Consider the following 18,735-nt stretch of genomic DNA (forward strand, 5'->3'; position numbering starts at 1 on the left):
GGCCCGGAATGTGATCCGATGGACGTACAGAACAGGTACAGCCGGAAGAGTACAGTTTACACCATCGCAGCGCACAAATATGGATCTGTACTTATCGGATTTGCATGAATCAGGTGCATTGGCGCCGAATTCTCACGAATCCGGCTGTCCACCACACACTGCGGGCACTGCCGCGCCGTTGGCTATTCCGGCTGCTGCGGCGTCGCCTGGATGATGTCTTCGAGCTGCGCGCTCATCGGAATGCCAAGCCGCTCGCCGGTTGGCAGCCTGTTGAGGAACCACTGCTTGTAGAGCCGCTCCAGCTCTCCCGACGTAATCAGCCCACGCACAGCCTTGTCGACCACGGCGGCAAACTGCGGATCGCCACGGCGCAGCATGATGCCGTAGGGGTCGTACGACAGGAACTCGTTGGTCACGATGAACTGCTTGGCCGCGTTGTAGTGCGCCAGGAACCCGTAGAGCAGCACGTCGTCGCCCGCGTACGCATCGGCGCCGCCGTGACGCAGCACTTCGAAGGCATCGGCGTGATCGCGCGCACGGATCAGTTTCACGTTGAGATTGAACCGCGTGGAAAGATCGTCGATGGCACTGGCGTTGGTGGTGCCGGCCGTGGCCACCACGGTCTTGCCCTTGAGATCGCGGAACGTCCTGATCGGTGAATTACGCGGCACCATCAGCTTGGTACCCGCCACGAAGATGACCGGTGAAAACGCCACGGTGCGCATGCGCTCCGCATTGCGCGTGGTCGATCCGCATTCCAGGTCGGCCTTGCCCGACGTGATGGCATCGAAACGGTTTTCGGAGGTCACCGGCACCCACTGCACGGTCAGGTCGCGGCTGATTTCCGCCGCCGCGGCATCGACGATGGCCTGGCAGACATCGATCGAATACCCGATCGGGCGCTTGGCCTGATTCAGATACGAAAACGGCAGCGACGATTCCCGATAGCCGATGATCAGCACACCGGTATCCCTGGCCTTTTTCAGCGTGCCGCTCAGCACCACGGCATCCTGCGATTGCGCGCGCGCCGCCGGGGCATGGGCCAGCACCAGCGTCATGAGCGCCACAAATGCCACCAGCGCGATCCGCTCGATGGCGGCGATCCTCAAGGCAGCTCCGCGCATGGCATCAGGCCCCCGCAGCGGTGCGAGGCTCCTCGCCCGGTATGTCTTTCTCGGTCTCGGGAACCGGCCCGGTGGCCAGTTGCCCTTCCCACTTGGCCACCACGGCGGCGGCGATGGAATTGCCCACGGCATTGGTCGCCGAGCGGCCCATATCGAGGAACTGGTCCACGCCCATGATCAGCAACAGGCCCGCCTCGGGAATCCCGAACTGGTTCAGCGTGGCCGCGATCACCACCAGCGACGCGCGCGGCACGCCCGCCATCCCCTTCGACGTCAGCATCAGCAACAGCAGCATCGTGATCTGCGTGCCCATTGGCAGGTGGATGTCGTAGGCCTGGGCGATGAACAGCACCGCGAACGTGCAGTACATCATCGAGCCGTCCAGGTTGAACGAATACCCGAGCGGCAGCACGAAACTTGAGATCTTCCGGTTCACGCCGAAGCGGTCGAGCGAATCGAGCAGCTTCGGATAAGCGGCCTCGGAGCTGGCCGTGGAAAACGACAGCAGGAACGGCTCCCGGATCAACCGGATCAACTCGAACACGCGCCGGCCCAGGAACACGAAACCGGCCAGTGTCAGCAAGCCCCAGAGCACGAACAGCGCCAGGTAGAAGCTGCCCATGAATTTGGCGAATGTGATCAGGATGCCCAGCCCCTGCGTGGTCACCGTCGACGCAATCGCCGCGAACACCGCGATCGGCGCCAGCCACATCACGGCACCGGTGATCTTGAGCATGATCTGCGCCAGATCCTCGATCACGCCGGCCATGCGGGCACCGCGCTCGCCCAGTGTGGCGATGGCCGTGCCGAAGAAGATCGAGAACACCACGATCTGCAGAATCTCGTTGTTGGCCATCGACTCCGCCACCGATTTGGGTACCAGGTGCGATATGAAGTCCTTGAGCGTGAATGCGTTGGTCTTCAGGTTGGTGGCGGCGCCGACGTCTGGCAGCGGCAGGCCGATGTTCACGCCGGGATGCAGCAGCGTGGCCATGATCAACCCCAGCGTCAGCGATACCAGCGACGCGGTGATGAACCACGCCAGCGCCTTGACGCCCACGCGCCCCACCGTGCTGGCATCGCCCATGTGCGCGATACCGATCACCAGCGTGGAGAACACCAGTGGCGCAATGATCATCTTGATCAGCCGCAGGAACACGTCCGTGATGATCGAGATATACCCCGCGATGTCCTTGGCGACCTTCGGATCGGGAAACGCCGTGTTGCATCCGTAGCCGACCACGGCACCCAGAATCATCGCGATCAGGATCCAGGTCGTGATATTTGACTTCTTGCTCATGACGTCTCCTTGGGGGGCGGCCGTACGGAAGTCCTGCGCCGAGGTCTGCACCTGTAACGATAGGATGCGGGAATGCGCGGGGCAAACTCGGAAACGCTATCGGACATCGCAATTCCTTTGATTGCACCAACAATGGGCGATGTTTATAATCCGCCACAATCGCTCCCAAGCCTTGCGCTTTCCGGGGCGTCTACGACCGAGCGCGCGCCGCGCCACCCGATTGAGCCATCGGGCCGCGCCGACCGTGCCACAGGGCCTCACCGGCCTGCGGACTGCCCGACATCCCACACGTCCAGCGGCGGCCGACCTTGCATACCGATCCAACCCCACGCCGAGCTTCGGCGCGCCGCCGCATGAGCGGGCGCGATGCATGGCGTCTAGCAGTCGTTCGTCACATATGGCGCATTTCTTCCTTCGCCGCCCCGCGTTTGCGTGGGTGCTGGCTATCCTGACCACGGTCGCGGGCCTGGTCGCGCTGAACCGTATCCCGGTGGCGCAATATCCGGCCGTGGCCCCGCCGATGGTGATCCTGTACGCGGACTATCCGGGTGCCACCGCGCGCACCGTCGAAGACCGTGTCACCGCCGTGCTGGAGCAGCAGATGCACGGCATTCCGGGCCTGCTCTACATCGACTCGAATAGCGAAGCGGGCACGGCCACCGTGACCATCGGCTTCAAACAGGGCACCGATCCGCAACTGGCGCAGGTCAACGTGCGCAACCGCGTGGCACAGGCCGAGCCGCTGCTGCCCGAGGTGGTGCGCCGTGGCGGCGTCTACGTCGACCAGGCCAGTGCCAGCCCTTTCATGTACGTGTCGCTGATTTCGAAAACCGGCACGATGTCTGAAACGGCGCTGGCCGACTATGCGGCGGGCACGGTGCTACCGATGTTGCGGCGCCTGCCCGGCATCGGCAAGGTGGAACCGTACAGCGCCGAATACGCGCTGCGCGTCTGGTTCAATCCGGACCAGCTCCATGCCTATGGCCTGACCACGGCGGACGTGGAAGCCGCTATCCGCGCGCGCAACGGCAGTGTCACGCCGGGCCAGCTCGGCGGCGCGCCAGCCGCGCCGGGCCAGCCGCTTCAGGCCATCGTCCGGCCGCCCGCGCCGCTTGCCAATGCCGAAGCGTTCGAACGTATCGTGCTGCGTCCGGGCAAGGACGGTTCCGCCGTGCTGCTGCGCGACGTGGCACGCGTGGAAATGGCCGCCGCGGACTTCCGCTACAGCTCGTCCCTCAACGGGCGCGAGGCCGCGTCGATGGGCCTGAAACTGGCCGATGGCGCCAACGTGCTGGCCACCTCGCGCACGGTGCGCGCGGCGCTGGACGAAGCCGCCAAGGGCTTTCCGGCCGGCGTGGCTTACGAAATTTCCTACGACACCGCGCACTTCGTAAAGAACTCGATCACGCGCGTGCTGGTGACGCTGGGCGAGGCCACGGTGCTGGTGTTCCTGATCCTCTGGCTGTTCCTGGGCAACCTGCGCGCCACGCTGATTCCGTGCATCGTGGTGCCCGTGTCGCTGCTGGGCACGGTGGCCTGCCTGTATGCGTTCGGGCTGTCGCTGAACGTGATCACGCTGTTCGGCGTGGTGCTGGCCATCGGCATCCTGGTGGACGACGCCATCGTGGTGGTGGAAAACGTCGAGCGCATCATGCGCGAGGAACGGGTCGATGCGTTTACCGCCGCGTCGCGCTCGATGCGCGAGGTGTCGGGCGCGCTGCTGGCCGTGACGCTGGTGCTGTGTGCGGTGTTCGTGCCGATGACCTTCATGGACAGCGCCGTGGGTGTGATCTACCGCCACTTCGCGATGACGCTGGCGATCTCGATCGCGTTCTCGCTGTTCTTTGCGCTGACGCTGGCCCCGGCCATGTGTGCCACGCTGCTGCGGCATGGCGCCGCGCCCGCGCGCGGGCCGCTTGCCTGGTTCGAAGCTCGCTTTGCCGCATTCACCACGCGCTACGCCGGCTGGATTCACCGGCTGCAGCAACGCCGGCTGCGCTGGCTGGCCGTCTACCTTGCCATGACCGCCGCCTGCATGCTGATGCTCTGGCAATTGCCGGGCGGCTTCCTGCCCGAGGAAGACACCGGCGAACTGGTGATCGACGTGGAGCTGCCGCCGGGCAGCACCCAGGCACAGACGCGCGACACCATCGCCCAGATGGAACAGTGGATGACGTCGGAGAAATTCCCGATCAAGACCACGTTCTCGCTGCTGGGCTGGAACAACGGTGGCTCCGGAGAACAGCGCGCCAGCGTGTTCCTGTCACTCGACGACTGGAAGCAGCGCGGCCGCGCCAATGCGGCCGACGTGGTGCTGGCGCGCCTGAGCAAGGGCCTTGAAGCGTGGCCCGGCAAAGGTGAAGCCCAGCTCTACCCCTACAACGGCACCGCCCTGCCCGAGCTTGGCAGCACCAGCGGACTGGACATGCGCCTGGTCACACGCCGCGAAGGCGGCCGGCAGGACCTGTACGCCGCGCGCGACAAGCTGATCGAACTTGCCAAAGCCGATCCGCTCTTTGCCGAAGTGCGCGCCACGGCGGGCCAGCCCGCGCCCGCACTGGACCTGGTCATCGACTACCGCAAGGCCGAGAGCTTCGGCGTGGACCCCGAGGCGATCCACCATGCGCTGTCGGCCACCATCGGCTCGCGCTATATCGACGAACTGGCGCGCGAAGGCCGCGTCCGTCGCGTGATTCTGCAGGCCGACGCGCCGTATCGCATGCAGGCCAGCCACCTGGCCCGCGTTCACGTGCGCAATGCCAGCGGCCAGATGGTGTCCCTGGGCGCATTCGCCACGCTGGAATGGGGCAACAGCGAATCGACGCTGGAGCGCTACAACGGTCTGACCTCGGTGCGTGTCAATGCCGATACGGCACCCGGCATCAGCACTGGCGCGGCGATGACCCGGCTCGAAGCACTGGTGCGCGAGCTGGGGCCCGACTACGAAGTACGCTGGAACGGCCGCGCGTTCGAACAGCAGCAAAGCGGCACGCAGGCGCCGTGGCTGTTCGCGCTATCGATGCTGTTCATCTTCCTGTGCCTCGTGGCGCTCTATGAAAGCTGGACGCTGCCGCTGGCGGTGCTGGCCATCGTCCCCACCGGGCTGATGGGCGCGGCGGCCGCCGTCTGGCTGCGCGACCTGCCCAACGACGTGTACTTCAAGGTGGGCGTGGTCGTCATCATGGGCCTGGCGGCCAAGAACGCGATTCTGGTCGTCGAATATGCGGAGCAATTGCGGCGCGACGGCCTGGAGCGCGTGCAGGCGGCCACGCAGGCGGCACGGCAGCGGCTGCGGCCCGTGGTGATGACATCGCTGGCGTTCATCCTGGGCGTGGTGCCGCTGGCCATCAGCACCGGGCCAGGTGCCGGCGCGCAACGCGCGGTAGGTACCGGCGTGCTGGGCGGCATGCTGGGCGCCACGGTGCTGGGCACGCTCGTCATTCCGCTGCTGTATGCGTGGATTGCGCGATGGTCCGCCGCACGCCAGGCCGGTGACGCGCCGACGCCGGGCACGACTGACACCTGACACCTGACGCACCGCTGCGGACTGGCAACCGCAGCGCTACATGCGAATACAAAATCCCTGCTGCCGGCACACAAGCCGGATACGCGCCAATCGCACTATCGTCTCGTCAAAACAAATTTCGAGAGGGTGCAAGGATGGCAAACAATCAGGCAACGGCAGCCCGGACTGCCCTGGTATTCGGTGGATCGCGCGGCATCGGTGCCGCCATTGCGCGGCGCCTGGCGCAGGACGGCTTCCGCGTGGCACTGACCTATGCCTCACGGCCCGACAAGGCCGCCGAAGTCGTGGCGGCCATCGAGGCTGGCGGCGGCCAGGCACTGGCGATTGCGGCCGACAGCGCCGACCCGGCCGCGATCCGCGCGGCCGTGCAGCAGGCCGTGACCCACTTCGGCACGCTCGACGCTACCGTGGTGAACGCTGGCGTGCTGCGCCTGGGCACGATCGATACGTTCAGCGACAGCGATCTCGACGTGATGCTCAACGTCAATATCCGCGGTGTGTTTGTGGCCATCCAGGCGGCTGCCGCGCAGACGCGCGACGGCGGCCGCATCATCACCATCGGCAGCAACACCGCCATCCGCACCGGCTCGGTGGGGGGCGCGGTCTATGCCACGACCAAGGCGGCCGTGGCGGCATTGGTGAAGAACGTCGCGCTGGAACTGGCGCCGCGCCGTATCACGGTCAATAACATCCAGCCGGGTCCGACCGAAACCGACATGACGTCGGCCATGATCGAACATCTGATTGCCAGGATTCCGCTCGGCCGTGTGGGACAGCCCGAGGAAATCGCCGGCCTGGCCGCGTGGCTGGCGAGTCCCGCATCGGCCTACATGACAGGCACCAGCCTGACGATCGACGGCGGCTACGTGCTCTGATTACCGGCCATCGGCAAAGATGCCCATGCGATGCTGAATAAAGGCCAGCACTTCCAGCGCGGCAGCCGGCAACGGGCGCCCCGCCTTGACCAGCAGCCTGGCCTGCGTGCCACGGAACAGCGGATGGTCGATCGGAACCGTGGCCAGGCTGCCGGCGGCCACCTCGCGGTACGCGGCGAACTGGCCGATCAGCGTGACAAAGTTGTCGTACGCCACGAACTGCTTGAGCGCCGACAGCGAGTTGGTGACCAGCGTGGGCCGGATGCGGATGTTCTCGGCGAATTCCAGCATCTTGGCCGCATGGCCGATGCCATAGGATTCGGGCATCAGCGCCAGCGGGTAGTCCATCACGTCGTGAATCGTCGCCTCGCCGCCACGGCGCGCCAGCGGATGATCGTGGCGCGTCAGCAGCACGATGGGCTGCGCCGAGCTGGCCCGGTACTCGATGCGCGGATGCATCGGCGGGTTGTAGGCCAGCCCGATATGCGCACGGCTCTCGGCCACCTCGTTGAGCACGTCGTCCACGGGCAGGATCTCCATGCGGATGTCGACCATCGGGTATTGCGCGCAGAACGGCGCCACCACCTCGTTGATCAGCGCATCCACGTAACCCTCGCTCAGCACGATCTGCACCATGCCCTGCTGCAGCCCCTTGAGCGCATGGAGCTGGTCTTCGAGTTTTTCCTGGTGCGAGCGGTAGCCGCGCCAGAACTCCAGCAGATGAGCCGCCGCCTCGGTGGGCCGCACGCCACGGGCCTGCCGTTCGAACAGCGTGGTGCCGAGTTCGTCCTCCAGCAGCCGGATCTGGCGCGTGATCACCGATGGCGACGTATTGAGGCTTTCCGCCGCGCCCCGGATCGTGCCGTGCGCCAGCACTTCCCGGAAATAGCGCAGCCGCTGCTGATTGATTTCCCGCATATCCCTGCCTTTTTGTTACGCAAAAGACACTCAAAAGCCCAGCAAACGACTTGCGTTGCTCTGGGAAGAACGAAGTGTGGACTTTGTTGCTGTTGGTGCAAGTCTACGCGGCTGCCACTATCGAAGCCAATCCCATAACCATCACAACGCTCTGGAGACTGGCAAATGTTAGTGATGTCGAACCCCGCCGCCGTCGATGGCACCGCCGCGCTGTATCAGAAGATCAACCTGCGGCTGCTGCCCTTTCTGCTGGTCTGTTACCTGTTCGCCTACCTTGACCGCGTCAACGTCGGCTTTGCCAAGCTGCAGATGCAGGGCGACCTCGGCTTTTCCGACGCGGCCTACGGCGTTGGCGCCGGTATCTTCTTCATCGGCTATGTGCTGTTCGAAATCCCGAGCAACCTGATGCTGCCGCGCATCGGCGCGCGCAAGACCTTCAGCCGCATTCTGGTGCTGTGGGGCATCACCTCGGCCTGCATGCTGTTCGTGCGCGACGTGCCGACGTTCTACGCCATGCGCTTCCTGCTGGGCGTGTTCGAGGCTGGCTTTGCGCCGGGCATGATCTACTACCTGTCGTGCTGGTACGGCCCGCAGCGGATGGCACGCGCGATTGCCATCGTGTTCCTGGCCGGACCGATCGGCGGCATCATCGGCGGCCCCGCTTCGGCCTGGCTGATGACGACGCTGGCGGGCCACGGTGGCCTGGCCGGCTGGCAATGGATGTTCCTGGTCGAAGGGCTGCCCTGCCTGCTGCTGGGCGTGCTGGCCTGGAAGCTCGTGCCCGATCGTCCCGCCGATGCGGCGTGGCTGACGGCCGACGAAAAACGCCTGCTCGAACAGGAGCTGGCCGTGCCCGCCGCGCACAAGCACTCGTTCGGCGCCGTGGCACGCGACCCCAAGGTCTACGTGCTCGCGATCGCCTACTTCTGCGTGATCGCCGCCATCTACGCGCTGAGCTTCTGGCTGCCGACGCTCATCAAGGCCCAGGGCGTGAACGACATGGTGCAACTGGGCTGGTACACGGCCCTGCCCTACCTGGGCGGCGCCATTGGCATGGTCTATATGGGCCGCCGGTCGGACCGCAAGCGCGAGCGGCGCTACCACGCCGCCATTCCCGCGCTGGCCGGGGCGGCGCTGCTGGCCGGCTCGACACTCGCCGATGGCAATCTGACCGCAACGCTCGTGCTGCTGACGCTCGGCACCACCACGCTGTGGATGACCTACACGGTGTTCTGGGCCATGCCGTCCGAATACATCAAGGGACCCGCTGCCGCAGGCGGCATCGCCCTGATCAACACGATCGGGCTGTCCGGCGGCTTCTGGGGTCCGGCCATCATCGGCTGGGCCAAGACCGCAACCGGCAGCCTGCATCCGGGCGTGCTGGTCATGGCCGCCATGCCGCTTGCCGCCGCGCTGATCATCCTGGCGACGCGACTCCCGAGCCGCGCCGCACACCACTGAACCCCGATATCCCCACGCAAGACAAGGAGTCAATCATGCTGCTGTACCTGTCCACCTGGTCTGAAATCGAACAGTTCCTGAAGCGCAGCCGGACCATCGTGATTCCGATCGGTTCGAACGAGCAACACGGGCCCACGGGCCTGCTCGGCACCGACTGGATGTGCCCGGAAATCATCTGCCGCCATGCGGAACAGCAGGGCGACATCCTGGTGGCCCCCACCTTCAATATCGGCATGGCCCAGCATCACCTGGGGTTCGCCGGCACCATCTCGCTGCGGCCGTCGACGTTCATCGCGGCCATCGTCGACTGGACGCGCTCGATGGCGCGCCACGGCTTCGAGAAGATCCTGTTCCTGAACGGCCACGGTGGGAACATTGCCTCGATCGAAGCCGCGTTCTCCGAGATTTACGCGGAAGCGAGCTTTGCGGGACGCCGCTCGGGCTTTGCGATGAAACTCACCAACTGGTGGGACCTCGAAGGCGTGAACGACCTGGCGAAAGAAATGTTCCCGACCGGCCACGGCGCCCATGCCACGCCGTCCGAGATCGCCGTCACGCAGTACGCGTACGAGCATTCGATCAAGCACGCCGACTATTCGCCACGCATTGCACCGTCCGGCCCGATCCGGGAAGCGCTCGACTTCCGCGCCCGCTTCCCGGACGGCCGCATGGGTTCGGACCCGAACCAGGCCACTCCCGAAAAAGGCCGCGCGCTCGTGGAGCTGGCAGCCCGCAGCCTGGTCAAGGAACTCGCCGCGTTTGGCGACGAGAAAGCGGTGTGATGCCGCGGATCTTCTCCCCGCTCCGTACCTCGTATGGTGTGGAGCGGGGAGAATCCAACGCGCACGGCGAGTAGCGTACCGCTACCGGCGATGACCGCCGCCAGGCGCCATTGCGGCAAACACGCCGTCACGCAGCACCAGCGCATGGAACAGCGCGGCGGCCAGATGCAGCAGCACTACCGCGAACAGCGTCAGTCCCAGCCACGTATGCAGCCCGCGCAGCAGCGCGAACCACTGCACGTTGGCGGGCAGGATCGGCGGCAAGTGAAAACTGCCCGCCATCGTCACCGGATAACCGCCGGCCGACAACATGCCCCAGCCGACCAGCGGCATCGCCAGCATCAGCGCATAGAGCACGACGTGCGATGCCTTGGCGACAACGCGCTGCGCGGCCGGCATGCTGTCCGGCAGCGGCGGAGCGCCGCGCCGCAGTCGCACCGCGAGCCGGACGATCACCAGCAGCAGCAAGGCAATGCCGAGCGGCCGGTGCAGATCGACCAGCGTGTCATGCGCGCGCGAAACCGTGAACACCATCCCCACGCCGACGAACAGCATCGACAGGATCAGCACGGCCATCAGCCAGTGCAGCAGCTTCTGCAAGCCGCTGAATTGTGTGTGCGTAGCCTTCATGCCTGCTTCCTTTATTGGGGGGCTTTCTGTTCGTGCGCGTCGAGTGCCACCTCGCGCGTGCGGCGCTGGTAGGACAGCGCATAGGCAGCCGAGCGCGCGGCCAGCAGGGGATCGCCCGACGTGGCAATGCCCGATGGCAACACCGTCGGATCGAAATTTACATCGCGGCAAGCGCCGTCATCCTGCGAGCTGGCGCGTTCGATCACAAGCGTGCCCGCATCGACCTGCTTGCGGTCGTCGGGCCACGCCTGCGTGGCATCGTCGGTGGGGTCGCCAGGCGCGCCAAGCGTCAGCATCAGGCGCCAGCGCAGTGGGCCGGCGTCGAGCTTCTGCGTGAGATCGGCCGCCAGGAACGATGCCTTGCCACGCTCTGCGTCGCCGACCGGCGCATAGGGCAACTCGGGCTGCACCGCCCATCGAACCGCTTGCCGCTTGCCGCCGGCATCGACCAGGTAGAACGCATTGACGCTGTAGTACGCGCCGTTGGCGTAGCTCGACGATGGCGGATGACTCTTGATCCAGCCCTGGAAGGCGCCCAGTGCCGGATTGCCCTCGGCAAACGCCTTCAGTTTCGCGGGATCGGGCTTGTGCGTGGCGGGATCGGGCTGGCTGGCCTGCAGCAACTGGTAGAACTGCTCCGGCGTATGCACCGGAAACAGCGGCACGGAATTCATGCCCGTGCGCCATTGCTGGCCGTCCGCCTGCTTGAACATCAGCGCGAAACTGCGGATCGGCACGCTGCCGTCCGGCGCCTGCGGATTGCCGCCCGGCAATGCGAATCGCCCGGTCACCGGCGTGCGCCCCGCCGCGAACACACCGGCCTTCGACAAAGACGCCGCCGCGCCGTTGCTTTCGAAATAGCCCTCGACGCAGACGCCCTTGGCGTGATTGCGCCGGAAGCCTTCGTGCAGGCCGTCGTTACGCTGGAACTGGTTGATGATGGTCTGGGTGGAAAGCCGGTGCGGCGCGATCCACCCGCCCGTGTAGGCAAAGCCGCCGGCCAGCACGAGCACGACGGCTCCGATGGCGCCAAGGCGGCATGGCACGCAGATGCGCGTGCCCGGGTGTGATGTTGGGGTGTTGTCAGTCAATGGGAACTCCCGATGAGTGAGGACTCATCAGGTATACGCACTGCTACACCCAACTATTCCGTCATCGCCGAAAAAAAAACGGCGAATCGGTAATGGCTTACGGTTTTTCGCGGTGAATCGACAACGCGCTGAACGACTGTGTCACCGGCATCACTTCAACGTAGTTGATGTTGACGCGCGCCGGCAGCGTGGCCGCCCAGAACACGGTGTCGGCGATGTCGTCGGGCGTCAGCGCATCGGCGCCTTCGTAGACCTTCTCCACCCGCGACTGGTCGCCGCTGAAGCGCACCGCCGAAAATTCCGTGCCGCCCACCAGGCCCGGCGCCACATCGGTCACACGTACGCGCGTGCCGGTCAGGTCGGCACGCAGGTTCAGCGAGAACTGATGCACGAATGCCTTGGTGGCGCCGTAGACGTTGCCGCCCGGGTATGCATAGGCGCCGGCTACCGAGCCGATGTTCACGACATGGCCGCGATTGCGCGCCACCATGCCGGGCAGCACCGCGCGCGTCATGTAGGTCAGGCCCTTGATGTTGGTGTCGACCATCGTGTCCCACTGATCGACGTCGGCCCGGTGAGCCGGCTCCAGACCCAGCGCCAGGCCGGCATTGTTCACGAGCACGTCGATATCGGCGTAGTCGGCGGGCAGCGCTGCCACCGCGGCATTCACGGCGGCGCGGTCGCGCACGTCCAGCACCAGCGGCAGCACGTTGTCGCGGCCCAATTCATCCACCAACGCTTGCAGGCGGTCTTCACGGCGGCCGGTGGCGATAACGCGGTGGCCCGCGCCAACAAAGCGGCGGGCGATGGCAGCGCCAAATCCAGCGGTGGCACCGGTGACGAATACGATCATGATTTGCTCTCCAGCTTCAGACAGGTTCGGCCACGGATACTACACCGTCGGCCGCATTCCCGTGTCATGCCGCTGGGCAGCTCAGGCGATGCGCGGCAGGATCATCCGGCAGCGCGGAAAGTTCATACAGCCCCAGAACGGACCGGCCTTGCTCCGGCGCGCCACGAGCTTGACGCCGCAGGCCGCGCAACTGGGCGTGCGGTAGTCGCCCGCGAACGCCAGCGCGCGCAGTGCCGCCTGCTTGTCGGCCGGCAACGCGCGAATACGGGCAATAATTTCGTCGCCGTCGAGCAGCTGGATGCCCGCACGCTCCGCCGATTCCTGCACGGGCTTGCCAACGTAACCGGACAAGGACCAGAACACGCCGCGCCGTACCTGGTGTTCGAGCATGACACCGCCCAGCGCCCTGACCTGTTCGACCTTCACGGGACGACTCCACGCCTTGCACTGGACCACCGCCAGCGGCGTGGGCATGCCGCGTTTGTAGAGCGTGGCATCGATGCCGCCGTCAGCGCCATGCGGCACGGTCTTGACCTTGAAACCCATCGCCTCGTAGTACGCCACGCACAGTTGCTCGAAACGCTTCCATTCGAGCTGCTTCAACGCATCGAGCGACCATTCACTGGCTGGAGCTGGAGCTGGAGCCGAAGCCGAAGCCGAAGCTGGAGCTGGTGCCGAAGCCGAAGCCTGAGCCCGAGCCGGCCGGGACAGCGGCACGGCGGTGGGCTGCCTTGGCTTGCCCCCCGCGGAGGGTGGCACGGTTGCGATCGTCGCGGCAAACGGCGGAGGGGCGGCGGGCCGGCGGCGCAGGCCGGCAAGCTTGCTCAGTTGTTCTTCCCGCTGGCGTTGTTCCTTCCCGCGCCGGTACGACACCGTCGCCATGCCGGCAGTGATCGCCGCCACCATCGACGACATCGAGCGAACACCCCTGCCCAGCGCCAAAGCATCTCCAGGCAGTATCCCCAGCGCGACCAGAAAGCCGATCACACCCGGAATGATCACGTAGACCATGAAGTAGCAGGCGACGCCCAGCAGCACTGTCATCCACCACGGCGCCTCGGCCAACGTGGCGAAAACCGAGTGCCGGCCCATTCCTGCGCCCATCCCTGGGCCCATTCCTCGAACCATTGACCCACCTCTATTCTGTTTTTGATGGTGCCCAGTGACGCCCGACCGGTCCCGTCCGGTCTCGCGTGCACGCCCTGGGAAGTGCCAAATGTATCGAAGATGTCCTATGCCCGGGTTGTATCGAACCCACACCCGCCTTTAGCGGGGATGCGGCGGCGCATCATGCAAAACATGACTGGATATAGTGAATTCAAGTCATTTTGGGAATTTAAACGAGGGGCGTAGGCTTTGTTCACGGCCCCAGGTCCGGGGCTGCACACAACAACACATCATGACCTCGAAGACTCTGATTCCCGCCCTGCTCCTGCTCGCCCCCGCCCTTGCCTGGAGCGCCCCCGCCCCTGCCTCCGCGCCCGCCTCTGCCCCCACGTCGGCCGCCGCATTGTTCGGCGACGCCGCGCGTGCCGACACCGTCAGCCGCACCATCACCATCGACCCAGGCACGCGGTATGTCACCGTTGCGTCGGGCGAATCGGTGGCCATCCGCGCCGGTGATCAAACCGTGAACTGGACCTTTCTGCAGGCCCTGAACGGCGCCACGATGCCGCTCCGCGTGCTGATGCCCGGCGTGCAGCAGGCCCGCGATGTCTATATCCACGTCGCGCCCAGCGACGTGTATAGCGCGGGCTGATCCGCCCGCGTCAGAGTGGCTGCCAGCCGCCGCCGGCAGCCACCATCTGCTGCTTCAGTTCCAGCGATCCACTACCGCGCATGACGCGGGCCAGCACCGGGAACGCCCCCTGCACCATCGCGTCCTTCGCCCACGGCGCGGGCTCCAGCGTATAGGTGTAACGCACGGTCGTCGTCAGCCGCGCGGGCTTGTCATCGGTGTTGTGCGGCTTGTCCCAGCCGATGACCTTGGCCAGCCGCACGTGCCCGTAGCAAAGATCGGGCTGGCTGGCCTCCGCCATGCGGGCCGCCGTCCGCGGATTTGCGTTGACGAACTGACGCCCCTTCTCCGTCAGGTCGTAACGCAGCGCCTTCACCAATTCGTCGGAACCGTTCTGGTGATGCAGCGTCATTTCCGCCTGCACATGCGATACCAGCCCGGCATGTTCCAGCGCCGGCATCTGAATGCCATCCCGCAGTTGCGCGGAAACCGGCAGGTCGGGCACATCGACGGGCCACTTGTGGCGGCCGATGCAAAGATCGCCGTGGGATTGCAGGTGCTTGTCCAGCGCGGCGCGGAAATTGGCCTCGTTAGCCGCGTCGGGCGTGTTGCAGCCGGCCAGCAGCAGCGTTGCCGTGGCGGCCAGCATGATGGATGTCAGGATCGGTTTCATTGAGCTTGGGTGTTCGGGTTTCCGGCGGGCTTGCGCGCGGCGGCATCGGCGATGGCATTCGCCACCGTATGCGCATGCGGGCTGCTGGCGTCGGCGTTGGCCGGCGGCACGTAACCATCGGTCAGGGTGTTCAGGAACGCGATCAGGTCTTTCATCTCCTGGTCGGTCATCGGCGTCTGGCTGCCGGCACGGCGCTGATCCAGCGGCATCTGGTCATCGATATTGGCGCGGTACTTCGCCGGCAGGTCGTTGAACTTGTTCACCTTGCCCTTTGCATCGCGCGGATACCATTTCTCCGGCGCGGTGTCGCGCGTGTTGTAGAAGCGCACCACGTCTTCGAGCGATCTGAATACGCCGTTATGCATGAACACGTGGCGCGTGGCCACGTTACGCAGCACGGGCGTCTTGAACATGCCGCACGTCGCGCTCGCGCCCTTGTCCTTGCCCGGCCGATGGTCGGTACGCAGCGGGCCGCACAGACCCAGGTCGAAGTACTTGGGGTCCGCGTTGGCCGGGATATCCATATTGCGCGGCACGCCGATGGCCGAAAACGAATAGTCGCTGGTCATGTCCTGGCTGCCGTCGTTGCCGCCGCCAATCAAATGGCAAGCCATGCAGTTGCCTTTGTTCGGGTCCAGGAATACGCGCAGGCCACGGATCTCGGCATCGTTCAGCGCACCGCCCACCTTGTTGTTGCGATAACGGTCGAACTTGCTGCTGTACGGGTGAAAGCTGCGGTCCTCCACCTGAAACGCCTGCAGCGCGGCCCCCACCAGTGCAAACGCCTTGTCGGTATCGTCGAACACGGCCGCACCATAGGCACTGCGAAATGCCTCCGCGGAGGCGCCATTGCGGACGGCATCCACCACGGCGGCCTTGCTGGCGGCCGCCATCTCGTTCGGCGCAAGCAGCGGGATGGCAGCCTGCTCGGCGATGGTGTTGGCGCGTCCGTCCCAGGTCATGCCGCCACCCGGGCCGGGCGCGCTGATCATGTCCGGATTCTCGAAGGTATCCGAGTACGCGTTGGTGTACTCCTTGTACATCAGCGTCGGCACGGCGCGCGTGCCGGGCTGCTTGCCATCCGCGCCGCCGAGCTGCACCGACAGGTCATTGGCCGGCGCATAGGCATGCTGGGGGTCATGGCACGTGGCGCACGACATCTTGCCCGACCCGGACAGCGACGGATCGAAGAACAGTCTTGCACCGGCCTGCGCGGCGGGCGAAAGCGGCGATGCGGGAACCGCTGGCGCCGCTTTCGCCGTCGATACGCGCTGGACGTTGCCGTTCGATGGCGCGGCGGCCGTGGGGTGGGAGGCTTCTGTCGCTGGCTTGCAGGCGGCCAGCGCAATGGAAATCAAAGCCGCGATACAGCACGCGGCGAATCTGGAATGGCGCATGATCTGGATGGGCCGATGGCAGCCGGCCATCTGCTGGCGGAATGGAAACAGCGTGGGGTGGACCTGCGCCGGAACCCCACCGCATGCGAGGGGTTCCGGCTGTCCGCTTTGCTTTACGACTTGATTGCCCAGATGTTGGTCTGCGAGGCATCCGGCCCCGTGGCCGTGTTGTTGCCCGTGCCGACCGAACCGCTGCCGCTGCCGCCGGCAACACTGCCGCCGGACTGCAGGTCACCGGCCTTCACCACGTACTTGTGGTTCATCGGGCGAACCGAATCGAAGTGGGTATTGGCGCTGCCCGAGTACTCGGCCAGGTTTGCCAGGTTGTCGGCAATGTACTGCTCGGTGTACTTCGAGCGGTTCATGTACGACGTGTTCACCCCCGGATCGGCCAGGCCGAACATATCCTGCATCGTGCGCACGAACGAGAAGTGGCTGTAGGCGTCGGAATCGACAACCTGCTTCGGCGCGTTCGGCTGGTTGGTCAGCAGCGCGAAGATCGTCGGGCCATCGCCCTTGTTGCCGCCGTTGTAGCGCGGCACGGCCGTGGTGATGCCTTCGCCCAGCGGTGCGCCGCTGGTGGCGCCGCCACCGACGTTCCAGCCGCAGCACGACGAGCTGCCGAAGAAGCTGGAGCCTTCATCGAACAGCATGACGATGGCCGAACGGCGGTTGGTGTTCTTCCAGATTGGAGACGCCTGGATCGCGTCGACCATGTACTTGGCATAGGCATCGCCGCGCGCGATGTTCGTGGACAGGCAGGGGCCGACGCCGTGGATGTCATCGCACTGGTCCGGCACGATGTAGTTCAGCGCGCCGATATCGCCGCTCTTCAGGTCATCCTCGAACTGGTGCGTATTCCACTGAATGCCATTGGCCGTGGCGTACGTCGCAATCGACGCATCCCACTCGCCGCCGCCCATCGAGCGCGTCAGGTTCTTGAAGAAGTCCGGACGATTGCGCACTTCGTCAAAGTTGACCGCCGGGTGGTGCTTGGTCTTGTACAGGCCGGCCGGCATCGTCTCGGTGGCGCCCGACGTGGGGTTCACGCCCGAGATGGCGGCGTTGGCCACGCCGTCCTTGCGCGGGTCCTGGCCCGGGTTCATCGACTCGCTGTAGACGCGCGTGCTCATGCCCGCGTTGTACATCGCGGTGAACATGTTGCGGCGACTCTTGAGGTTGTGCACCTTGGTATCGGCGTTGCACGCGGCCAGCGGCACGAAGGCATCGGTCGGCTGGTTCGCCGTATCGCCGGCGGGCAGGCAGTTCCAGGCGTTGTCGTCGGCCACGCCCCAGTCGTCGGCGCTGGCCAGCGAGATGTAGTTCGGCTCGCTGGGGTTGCCGGTCGAGAAGTAGTTGGTAGCCTGGTTGCCTTCCGTGTGCAGGTACTTGTAGAAGTTCGGATAGGTCGGGCTGTCGATGGTCTGGTTGCTGTGGTTTTCGAAGATCACCACGAACAGATGGTCGTAGCGCGGGATACCTTCGGGGTTGAAGGCGGCTTCCTGCGCGGACTTCAGCGAAGTCACCGGATCGGCGGCGCTATCGCTGATAAAGCCGCGATCAAGGATCTTCGATGCCAGCGTGTAGCGGCCGGCCAGCGTGTTGTCCTCCACCAGCAGCGCGCGTGCGGCGGCGGTGTCGGCAAGGCTGCCGGGCTGGCCCACCACATCGTCAGCCTTGACGCTCACGTCGGCGGTGCCGCCGCTCAGGCTCAGGCGGCCCGCGATGGCGGCCTTGGCATCGGCAAAGCTCAGCGATTCGGATTCCGTCAGGCGCACGACTTCCGTGGACAGCGGGCTGATCACCACGTTCGCGCCACCGGTGGCCTGCGCGGCGGCGCTGCGCAGGATCATCTTGCTGGCCACCTTGGTCGGGCCGGCAACCGGATCGTTGAACGACGCATCGGTATCGACCACGGCCACCAGGCTTGCGTCCGGCGTCGCCAGCGTGAAGCGGCCATTGGCGTCCGTGCGCGTGGCGGCCTCGCCGTTGTCGCAGACGCCGTTGCTGTTGGTGTCGGCGCAGACGGTGGCATTGGCGTAGGTCACCGGCACGAAGGCCTGGTCGACATCGGCGCCCGTGGTGCTCTTGGCATAGTCGACGCCCGTGGCGGACGAGCTGGCAAAACCGGTGGGATTCTTGACGGCCGCGCCGCCCACGACGCCGCTGACGGTCTGCGTCGTGCCGTTGTTACCGTTGGTGCCGGTGTTGCCGGACGTGGTGGTGGCGTCATCGCCGCCGCATGCCGCAAGCAGCGCGGCTGCGGCAAGGGCTGTGAGCAAGGGGACGTAGGAGGTATTTTTAGGGTGCATGGTTATGGCTCGCCGGGACATGCGCGATCGTTATGAGTGGGTCTCGTTGGGTCTC

At 65.5% G+C, this 18,735-nt stretch carries 15 protein-coding genes; 5 read left to right on the forward strand and 10 right to left on the reverse strand.

Annotation, left to right across the window (positions count from 1 at the left end; translation table 11 throughout):
• Positions 1-182: 182 nt before the first annotated feature.
• Both AC3FLX_RS21805 and AC3FLX_RS21810 read right to left on the reverse strand, forming a co-directional pair.
• Positions 183-1,058 (reverse strand): amino acid ABC transporter substrate-binding protein, encoded by an 876-nt coding sequence (locus AC3FLX_RS21805; RefSeq protein WP_488699560.1) that lies wholly within the window; start codon positions 1,056-1,058, stop codon positions 183-185.
• Positions 1,059-1,128: 70 nt separating this feature from the next.
• On the reverse strand, positions 1,129-2,424 hold the full coding sequence (locus AC3FLX_RS21810; protein ID WP_488699402.1) for a dicarboxylate/amino acid:cation symporter: 1,296 nt from the start codon (positions 2,422-2,424) through the stop codon (positions 1,129-1,131).
• A gap of 397 nt (positions 2,425-2,821) precedes the next feature.
• On the opposite strand from AC3FLX_RS21810, the gene AC3FLX_RS21815 reads away from it, so the two are divergent.
• Together AC3FLX_RS21815 and AC3FLX_RS21820 are read left to right on the forward strand one after the other, a co-directional pair.
• Complete coding sequence (locus tag AC3FLX_RS21815; RefSeq protein WP_488699561.1) at positions 2,822-5,950, forward strand: efflux RND transporter permease subunit; 3,129 nt, start codon at positions 2,822-2,824, stop codon at positions 5,948-5,950.
• Between the two features lie 134 nt (positions 5,951-6,084).
• Positions 6,085-6,825 (forward strand): SDR family oxidoreductase, encoded by a 741-nt coding sequence (locus AC3FLX_RS21820; RefSeq protein WP_488699403.1) that lies wholly within the window; start codon positions 6,085-6,087, stop codon positions 6,823-6,825.
• On the opposite strand, the gene AC3FLX_RS21825 is transcribed toward AC3FLX_RS21820, so the two are convergent.
• On the reverse strand, positions 6,826-7,743 hold the full coding sequence (locus AC3FLX_RS21825) for a LysR family transcriptional regulator (protein ID WP_488699404.1): 918 nt from the start codon (positions 7,741-7,743) through the stop codon (positions 6,826-6,828).
• A 165-nt stretch (positions 7,744-7,908) separates the two neighbouring features.
• Here AC3FLX_RS21825 and AC3FLX_RS21830 point away from each other — a divergent pair, with 165 nt between their 5' ends.
• Both AC3FLX_RS21830 and AC3FLX_RS21835 read left to right on the forward strand, forming a co-directional pair.
• Positions 7,909-9,204: an MFS transporter gene (locus AC3FLX_RS21830; protein ID WP_488699405.1), complete on the forward strand. Its 1,296-nt coding sequence runs from the start codon at positions 7,909-7,911 to the stop codon at positions 9,202-9,204.
• Positions 9,205-9,239: 35 nt separating this feature from the next.
• Positions 9,240-9,986, forward strand: coding sequence for a creatininase family protein (locus tag AC3FLX_RS21835; RefSeq protein ID WP_488699406.1), 747 nt, complete (start codon positions 9,240-9,242; stop codon positions 9,984-9,986).
• Positions 9,987-10,067: 81 nt separating this feature from the next.
• On the opposite strand, the gene AC3FLX_RS21840 is transcribed toward AC3FLX_RS21835, so the two are convergent.
• The 4 genes from AC3FLX_RS21840 to AC3FLX_RS21855 form a co-directional block, all read right to left on the reverse strand.
• Positions 10,068-10,616, reverse strand: a complete 549-nt coding sequence (locus AC3FLX_RS21840; protein WP_488699407.1) for a cytochrome b — start codon at positions 10,614-10,616, stop codon at positions 10,068-10,070.
• A gap of 11 nt (positions 10,617-10,627) precedes the next feature.
• Positions 10,628-11,707, reverse strand: a complete 1,080-nt coding sequence (locus AC3FLX_RS21845; protein ID WP_488699408.1) for a catalase family peroxidase — start codon at positions 11,705-11,707, stop codon at positions 10,628-10,630.
• 97 nt (positions 11,708-11,804) lie between these two features.
• On the reverse strand, positions 11,805-12,560 hold the full coding sequence (gene ydfG / locus AC3FLX_RS21850; RefSeq protein ID WP_488699409.1) for a bifunctional NADP-dependent 3-hydroxy acid dehydrogenase/3-hydroxypropionate dehydrogenase YdfG: 756 nt from the start codon (positions 12,558-12,560) through the stop codon (positions 11,805-11,807).
• A gap of 81 nt (positions 12,561-12,641) precedes the next feature.
• Positions 12,642-13,604: a restriction endonuclease gene (locus AC3FLX_RS21855; protein ID WP_488699410.1), complete on the reverse strand. Its 963-nt coding sequence runs from the start codon at positions 13,602-13,604 to the stop codon at positions 12,642-12,644.
• A 355-nt stretch (positions 13,605-13,959) separates the two neighbouring features.
• Between AC3FLX_RS21855 and AC3FLX_RS21860 the strand changes: the two genes are divergently transcribed.
• Positions 13,960-14,319: a CzcE family metal-binding protein gene (locus AC3FLX_RS21860; protein ID WP_488699411.1), complete on the forward strand. Its 360-nt coding sequence runs from the start codon at positions 13,960-13,962 to the stop codon at positions 14,317-14,319.
• Positions 14,320-14,329: 10 nt separating this feature from the next.
• Here the strand turns inward: AC3FLX_RS21860 and AC3FLX_RS21865 are convergent, their stop codons facing one another.
• The 3 genes from AC3FLX_RS21865 to AC3FLX_RS21875 form a co-directional block, all read right to left on the reverse strand.
• Complete coding sequence (locus AC3FLX_RS21865; protein WP_488699412.1) at positions 14,330-14,971, reverse strand: hypothetical protein; 642 nt, start codon at positions 14,969-14,971, stop codon at positions 14,330-14,332.
• Entirely contained in the window at positions 14,968-16,368 is a 1,401-nt protein-coding gene (locus AC3FLX_RS21870; RefSeq protein ID WP_488699413.1) for a cytochrome-c peroxidase, read from the reverse strand. Before AC3FLX_RS21870 ends, AC3FLX_RS21865 begins: the two co-directional genes overlap by 4 nt.
• Positions 16,369-16,481: 113 nt before the next feature.
• Complete coding sequence (locus tag AC3FLX_RS21875) at positions 16,482-18,680, reverse strand: alkaline phosphatase family protein (RefSeq protein WP_488699414.1); 2,199 nt, start codon at positions 18,678-18,680, stop codon at positions 16,482-16,484.
• Positions 18,681-18,735: the final 55 nt, after the last annotated feature.

This window comes from Cupriavidus sp. 291-E7 (assembly GCF_057798835.1).

Bases quoted from the DNA above. Each gene is read 5' to 3' on its own strand.
- AC3FLX_RS21805 (WP_488699560.1), bottom strand. From the start codon at position 1,058: ATGACGCTGGTGCTGGCCCATGCCCCGGCGGCGCGCGCGCAATCGCAG.
- AC3FLX_RS21810 (WP_488699402.1), bottom strand. From the start codon at position 2,424: ATGAGCAAGAAGTCAAATATCACGACCTGGATCCTGATCGCGATGATT.
- AC3FLX_RS21815 (WP_488699561.1), top strand. From the start codon at position 2,822: ATGGCGCATTTCTTCCTTCGCCGCCCCGCGTTTGCGTGGGTGCTGGCT.
- AC3FLX_RS21820 (WP_488699403.1), top strand. From the start codon at position 6,085: ATGGCAAACAATCAGGCAACGGCAGCCCGGACTGCCCTGGTATTCGGT.
- AC3FLX_RS21825 (WP_488699404.1), bottom strand. From the start codon at position 7,743: ATGCGGGAAATCAATCAGCAGCGGCTGCGCTATTTCCGGGAAGTGCTG.
- AC3FLX_RS21830 (WP_488699405.1), top strand. From the start codon at position 7,909: ATGTTAGTGATGTCGAACCCCGCCGCCGTCGATGGCACCGCCGCGCTG.
- AC3FLX_RS21835 (WP_488699406.1), top strand. From the start codon at position 9,240: ATGCTGCTGTACCTGTCCACCTGGTCTGAAATCGAACAGTTCCTGAAG.
- AC3FLX_RS21840 (WP_488699407.1), bottom strand. From the start codon at position 10,616: ATGAAGGCTACGCACACACAATTCAGCGGCTTGCAGAAGCTGCTGCAC.
- ydfG (WP_488699409.1), bottom strand. From the start codon at position 12,560: ATGATCGTATTCGTCACCGGTGCCACCGCTGGATTTGGCGCTGCCATC.
- AC3FLX_RS21855 (WP_488699410.1), bottom strand. From the start codon at position 13,604: ATGACAGTGCTGCTGGGCGTCGCCTGCTACTTCATGGTCTACGTGATC.
- AC3FLX_RS21860 (WP_488699411.1), top strand. From the start codon at position 13,960: ATGACCTCGAAGACTCTGATTCCCGCCCTGCTCCTGCTCGCCCCCGCC.
- AC3FLX_RS21865 (WP_488699412.1), bottom strand. From the start codon at position 14,971: ATGAAACCGATCCTGACATCCATCATGCTGGCCGCCACGGCAACGCTG.
- AC3FLX_RS21870 (WP_488699413.1), bottom strand. From the start codon at position 16,368: ATGCGCCATTCCAGATTCGCCGCGTGCTGTATCGCGGCTTTGATTTCC.
- AC3FLX_RS21875 (WP_488699414.1), bottom strand. From the start codon at position 18,680: ATGCACCCTAAAAATACCTCCTACGTCCCCTTGCTCACAGCCCTTGCC.